The sequence below is a fragment of the Sulfitobacter sp. HI0129 genome, from assembly GCF_001635395.1.
Lineage (GTDB): Bacteria > Pseudomonadota > Alphaproteobacteria > Rhodobacterales > Rhodobacteraceae > Sulfitobacter.
In genome coordinates this window covers 1-5985 of record NZ_LWGH01000256.1, presented here as the reverse complement: position 1 = coordinate 5985, position 5985 = coordinate 1, and the positions used below count along the sequence as shown (strand labels likewise).

Here is a 5985-nt window from a genome sequence, read left to right as displayed (position 1 = left end):
CAATAGCCACATCTACATGATGGCCGCCGCGCAAAGCTTCATCTCGGGCGCGATCTCCAAAACGATCAACATGCCCAACGATGCGTCGATCTCCGATTGCCAGAACGCTTATGAGCTCAGCTGGTCGCTGGGGATCAAGGCCAATGCGCTCTACCGCGACGGATCGAAGCTGAGCCAGCCGCTCGCCGCCGCGCTGGTCGAGGACGACGACGAGGCCGCCGAAACGCTGGAAAGCGGCTCGATGCAGGACAAGGCCGCCGTGCTGGCCGAAAAGATCGTGGAAAAGGTGATCGTCAAGGAGATCATCAAATCCCACCGCGAAAAGATGCCCCAGCGGCGCAAGGGGTATACCCAGAAAGCCAACGTCGGCGGGCACAAGGTCTATCTGCGCACCGGCGAATACGAAGACGGCAAACTGGGCGAGATCTTCATCGACATGCACAAGGAAGGTGCCGGTTTCCGGGCGATGATGAACAACTTCGCCATCGCGGTTTCCGTGGGCCTGCAATACGGCGTGCCGCTTGAAGAGTTCGTCGATGCCTTCACCTTCACCAAGTTCGAACCCGCGGGCATGGTGCAGGGCAACGACAGCATCAAGAACGCGACCTCGATCCTTGACTATATCTTCCGCGAACTGGCGGTCAGCTACCTAGACCGGACGGATCTGGCCCATGTGAAACCCGAAGGCGCCACCTTCGACACGTTGGGCCGCGGCGAAGAGGAAGAGGGCGTCGGCAACGTCGCGGAACTGAGCGAGAGTGCCGCAGGCAAGTCGCTGGAGGTGCTGCGCCAGATCAGCTCCACCGGGTATCTGCGCAACCGTCTGCCGCAGGAGCTGATCGTGCTGCAGGGCGGCCAGACCGCAGAAGTCGCCACCATGGGCGCGGCAGCGATGGCCACGGGCACGACAACCGGCAACGTCAGCGTCGCCATGGCCGGGTCCACCGCCGTCAGCAGCGGGTCGGTGGGGATCGATGCGCGGACCAAGGCCAAGATGCAGGGCTACGAAGGCGAGGCCTGCGGCGAATGCGGCAACTACACGCTGGTGCGCAACGGCACCTGCATGAAATGCAACACCTGCGGCGGGACCTCCGGGTGTAGCTAAACGGACCGGGGGCGGGTGCGCTCGCCCCTCGACGGCATCCGGGCCGCAGGCGAAACGTGAACCGAGCGGTTAACAGATCGAGCCCGGATGGCGAAACTGCAAGGGAGCACCGAGGTGCTCCCTTTTTTATTGCGTAGCAGCCGGTTAGGGTGCGTTCTTCAGAGGTTTTCCATCGCCTTGCGGCAATCCTCTGCGCATTCGCGGCACATCTCGGCGCAGCGTTTGCAATGGTCGCTGTCATGCTTGCTGCACATGTCGCGGCAATCCTCGCAGGCCTTCGCACAGAGTTCGAGCGTGGCGCGAAGGATTTGCTCGTTGCCGCCGGTGCGGCGGGCGGCAACGCGTGCCGTCGCCGCGCAGATGTCGGCACAGTCGAGGCATTTGCGGATACAGTCGCGGCGCCCGGCGGGATCGTCCTCTGCCAGACAGGCATCGGCGCAGGAATTGCAGATGGCGGCGCAGTACATCGCGTGACGCACCGCCTTGGCCAGCGGCTCGTTGAGATGGCCAGCAACGTCAGGGTGTTCGGAAATCATCTTCTCGATAGACATGGTGTCCTCCTATGCTCTGCCGGGGAAAACACCTGCGTTGGGGGCCAAGTTCCACGCCGCGAAAATCGTGCGGAAACGTACTCCACCCGCGCGTCATCTGGGCCGGACATCCACCCAGATCGGCAGGTGATCGGAAGCGCGCCGGGTTTCGCGCGTCTCCAGCACTCCGCCATGGGCAAGTTCGAGCCGGTCATCGAGCGCGATCCGGTCCAGTGCCGCCACCGGAAGCCGCGCGTGAAAGCTGTTGCCCGGCGCATGGATGGTAAAGCGCCGCGCGAGCCGCCCCAGCCCCACCTTCTGGGACCATTCGTTCATGTCACCCGCGATCACCGTGGGGCGCGACGGACGTTCCGCCAGATGGTCGAACATCGCGCTCAACTGACCCTTCCGCGAAGGGCGCAACAATCCCAGATGCGCGGCGATGACCCGCAGTTCGCGGTCCCCCAGCGACAGGTCCGCCACCAAGGCGCCCCGTGGCTCTATTCCCGGCAGTTCGAGGTATTCCACCTCATCGATCACGGCATCTGGACCGACGAGAATCGCGTTCCCGTGCCAGCCGAGGCTGACGTTTCCCGGTACCGGCACCCGTTTCATTCCGGTAAGCGCTTCGAGTTCCTGCAGGGGCAGGGCGGAAGGGCGCGGGGCATAGCGCCGGTCGGCTTCCTGCAGCACGACCACATCGGCCGACAGGGCTTTTACGATACGCATGATCCGGTGCGGGTCGCGGCGCCGGTCGGTGCCCATCGCCTTGCGCATGTTATAGCTGGCAATACGCAACGCGCCCTCCGACCGGGGGCCGGTTTCCGCTTCGGTTTCTCCGGTCACAGGATCGGCGCTCCGAGCCGGAACAGCCCTTCGGCCACCCGGCGGATCATGCCGTCCCGCGGCCGCCCGGTTTCGCAATCTTCGCTCAGCATGGCAAACCAACTGGCCAGATCCGCCACCGTTCCCGCGTCATAGACGAAAAGCGTCGTTTCAAAGTTCAGCAGCATGCTGCGCACGTCGAAGTTGGCGGACCCCACATAGGCGGTATCGTCGACGATCCCGGCCTTGGCGTGGATCATGCCCGGCTGATAATAGAGGATCCGCGCCCCGGCTTCGCTCATTTCCCGCAAGTAGGCACCGCGCGCGAAATCCGCCATGCGCTGGTTCGACCGGGCAGGCACGAGGATGCGCACATCGACACCCCGCCGCGCAGCGATGGCAACAGCATTGCTGAGCAGTTCCGTGGGCACGAAATAGGGGGTGATCAGCCAGATACGATCTCCGGCCATATGCAACGCGCGGATCAACCCGTCGTGCAGCGGGTCTTCGACCGTATCGGGGCCAGACGGGACAAGCTGGACCGTCGCGTCGCTGCCCGTGGCGGGGGCCACCGGGGGCACCGCATCGAGGTCGTCACCGCTGGCCACGCTCCAGTCGGAGCGGAAGACATCGGCGAAGCTCTGCACCGCGGTGCCTTCCAGCGTAAAGCCGAGGTCGATCCAGCCTTCAGGCATCTTTCCTTTCCCGAGATAATGCTCCCCGATATTCATACCGCCGGAAAACACCCGCGCCCCGTCGGCAACCACCATCTTGCGGTGGTTGCGCAGGTTGAGGTGCCCGCTGCCGGGCATCTGCAGAAGGGGGCTGTAGAAACGCACCTCTCCGCCTGCCGCGCGCAGCCGTTTCAGTGCGCGGTGCGGTCCGCGCACCGTGCCGAGACGGTCCATCAGCAGGCGGACCTTGATACCGGCTTCCGCCTTGCGGGTCAGGGCATCGACAAAGGCAACGCCGGTGGCGTCGTTCGCCACGATGTAAAAGAGGGCATGAACGCGATCTTTGGCGCTGTCGATCACCTGCATCATGCTCTCGAAGGCTTCCTCCCGCTCCTTGAGCAGACGCAGGCGCTGGCCCGCATGTGCCGGGGGCAGGCCGTAATGCTGAAAGGTGGAGTCGAGCGGATGCGCGGGCGCCGGGGGCGGCCCGCCGGTATCGCCTTCGCGGAAGAAGATCGGCTGATAGCGCGAATGGCGCTTGCGGAAGCCCAGCAGCAGAAACAGCGGCACCGCCGCCCAGGGTAGCGCCGCGATGAAAAGCAGCCAGGCGGCGGTGGATTGCGGCGTCCGGCGCTGCTGCAGGATAACCAGAGCGGCGGCAAGGGTCAGCAGCACGACGACGACGATCTCGACGTGCGTGGTGAACCAGTAGAGCATGCGGAAAACTCCGTTCGGTCAGTTGTCCGGGCGTTGCTATCAAAGGCTCGGGCGGGGTGCGACCGGAATGAAACGGCAGGCGGCGAAAGCGCTGCGCACCGGGCAGACCGGTGCAAAAGCGCATCGGCGGCGCGCTGCCCTGCGGGCCGCCGTTTCGGCAAAAGCCCGCCAAATCGCCTGTGAATGGCATCTTGGGCGGGCATTTCGCCCCGTGTCGTGGCAGACTGGGTGGGCACCTGCGCGGCCAGCCGCGTCGAAGGCACAGGAGAGTGGCATGACACCCAGGATAATCTTCGGCCCCGGGAGGGCCGTTATGGCCATGACCGTCGCGTTGTTCGCGACCCAGGGAGTCGCGTCGGAGGACCTATCCGGCGCGCCCATCGATGATCGGATCGCCCGGGTGGACACCAACGGCGACGGGATGTTGACCATCGCCGAGGTAAAGCGCGCGGACCCAGGCATGACCGCGCGGCTCTTTTCGTCGATGGATACCGACCGGGACGGCGCGCTGGACATGGCCGAGGCGAAGGCCGCCGCCCGCCTCGGTCTGGGTGCCGCGATCAAGGTCGCGGACTAAGCCACCCGGCCCAAGCTCAAAGCATCAGGGCAGAGCAGCTTCGGCGTTGCCCGGAGCGATACAGGCCCTTTAGCGTCTGGGCAGGTGGATGTTGAACCTGTCGCGCAGCGCGGTATCCAGATCGGGGGCGAAGGCGGCGGCAGAGGGTTCCGACAGGATCGCCTGTTTGCGCATGGTGGCCTTGGCCACCAGATCGGGCTTGCCGCGTTCGTCCCATTCCTTGGGCGATGTGCGGTCCCCCAGCCGGGGATAGACGTGGTCCTGCTCCATCCGGTCCAGCGTCTGTTCGGTGCCGAGGTAGTGCCCCGGCCCGCCCATGCAGACCGCGCGCATCTGGTCGAGCGCCAGCGTTTCGTCGTTCACCTCGATTCCGCGCACGCAGCGCAGCGCCTGACCGATCAGATCGTCCCCGAGGATGAGCGATTCGTGGCAGAAACCCAGCAGCGAGGCATGCATCCCCGCGGCCTCGTAGACCATGTTGAGGCCCGACAGACCCGCCATCACGTTGGTGCACATCTGCTCCCAGCCCGCCTGCATGTCGGGTAGCTTGGAATCGGCCCCCCCGGCGGCGGCCCCGCCCGGCAGGTCGTAGAACTGGTGCATCTGCGCGCAGCCCGCGCTGAGCAGGGCCTGTTCGCCCGACCCGATGGTCATCGCCCCTGTGCGCAGGTCCAGCCCGAAGGGCCATGTGCCGAAGACAGCCGGATGGCCCGGCCTAACCGCGTTGACATAGACGAGACCGGCAAGGCATTCCGCCACCGCCTGTGTAATCGCCCCCGCGATGGTCGAAGGCGCCGTGGCCCCGGCCATGCCTGCCGAAAGCAGCAGCACCGGCATGCCGCCCTTGATAACCTCCTCCATCACCTGACAGGATTCGGTCGCGAATTTCATCGGCGGCACGACGAAGCAATTGGAGTTGCTGACAAAGGGCCGCTCGCGCCATTTGTCCTCCCCTCCAGCGATCATATGCAGCATCTCTAACCCCTCGGCGACGAAGCCGGGTTCGGTGAAGGACACCCCGATATGCTTGGTCGTGCCGGAACAGCAGGCATAGATCGTGTTGAGATCCATTTCCCGGTTGTCGGGAATGTCGCGGCAGACCATGGGCCGCTGGAGAAAATGGATATTGTCGAGCACATTGCAGATGCGCGCGGCGTCATGCAGGTCCTGCACGCCGCTTTCGCGGTAGTTGCGCCCGTCCGGTTCCACCAGATGCACGGCGGCCCCGGCGGTGCCGTAGTGCACCCGCGTTCCGCCAAGCTCAAGGTCATGGGCGGCGTCGCGCCCATGCAGCGTCACGCTGCGGTTGGCGCGGGCGATGGTATCTTCGACCAAGGCGCGCGGAAAGCGGATGCGACCGTCATCGCCCTGCACGGCCCCCGCGCCGGTAAGATATGCGACACCCGAGGGCGGCGCATCGGCAAGGCCGATCTGTTCCAGCGCGTCGAGTGCTGCCTGATGGATGCGCGCCATGTCCGCTTCCGACAGGGGGCGGTAGGTGCCGCCGTTCATGCCGGGGCGGATCGGGCGCAGATGCTGGGCGAGGGGGGCTGCACG

The 5985-nt window shown here is 65.2% G+C and carries 6 protein-coding genes; 2 read left to right on the top strand and 4 right to left on the bottom strand.

What is annotated here, in order from left to right; translation table 11 throughout:
* On the top strand, positions 1 to 1105 hold a 1105-nt coding region (locus A3764_RS04985; protein ID WP_443069365.1), incomplete at its 5' end, for a TSCPD domain-containing protein.
* Positions 1106 to 1263: 158 nt separating this feature from the next.
* On the opposite strand, the gene A3764_RS04980 is transcribed toward A3764_RS04985, so the two are convergent.
* From A3764_RS04980 to A3764_RS04970, 3 genes are all read right to left on the bottom strand, one after another.
* A complete protein-coding gene (locus A3764_RS04980; RefSeq protein WP_067928432.1) occupies positions 1264 to 1656 on the bottom strand; it encodes a four-helix bundle copper-binding protein in 393 nt (130 codons plus the stop codon).
* Positions 1657 to 1749: 93 nt separating this feature from the next.
* Positions 1750 to 2481 (bottom strand): endonuclease/exonuclease/phosphatase family protein, encoded by a 732-nt coding sequence (locus tag A3764_RS04975; RefSeq protein ID WP_067928436.1) that lies wholly within the window; start codon positions 2479 to 2481, stop codon positions 1750 to 1752.
* A complete protein-coding gene (locus tag A3764_RS04970; RefSeq protein ID WP_067928440.1) occupies positions 2478 to 3851 on the bottom strand; it encodes a phospholipase D-like domain-containing protein in 1374 nt (457 codons plus the stop codon). Before A3764_RS04970 ends, A3764_RS04975 begins: the two co-directional genes overlap by 4 nt.
* A gap of 274 nt (positions 3852 to 4125) precedes the next feature.
* Here A3764_RS04970 and A3764_RS04965 point away from each other — a divergent pair, with 274 nt between their 5' ends.
* Positions 4126 to 4428: an EF-hand domain-containing protein gene (locus tag A3764_RS04965; RefSeq protein WP_067928445.1), complete on the top strand. Its 303-nt coding sequence runs from the start codon at positions 4126 to 4128 to the stop codon at positions 4426 to 4428.
* Positions 4429 to 4497: 69 nt separating this feature from the next.
* On the opposite strand, the gene A3764_RS04960 is transcribed toward A3764_RS04965, so the two are convergent.
* A partial coding sequence (locus A3764_RS04960; RefSeq protein WP_067951272.1) for a trimethylamine methyltransferase family protein occupies positions 4498 to 5985 on the bottom strand: 1488 nt, incomplete at its 5' end.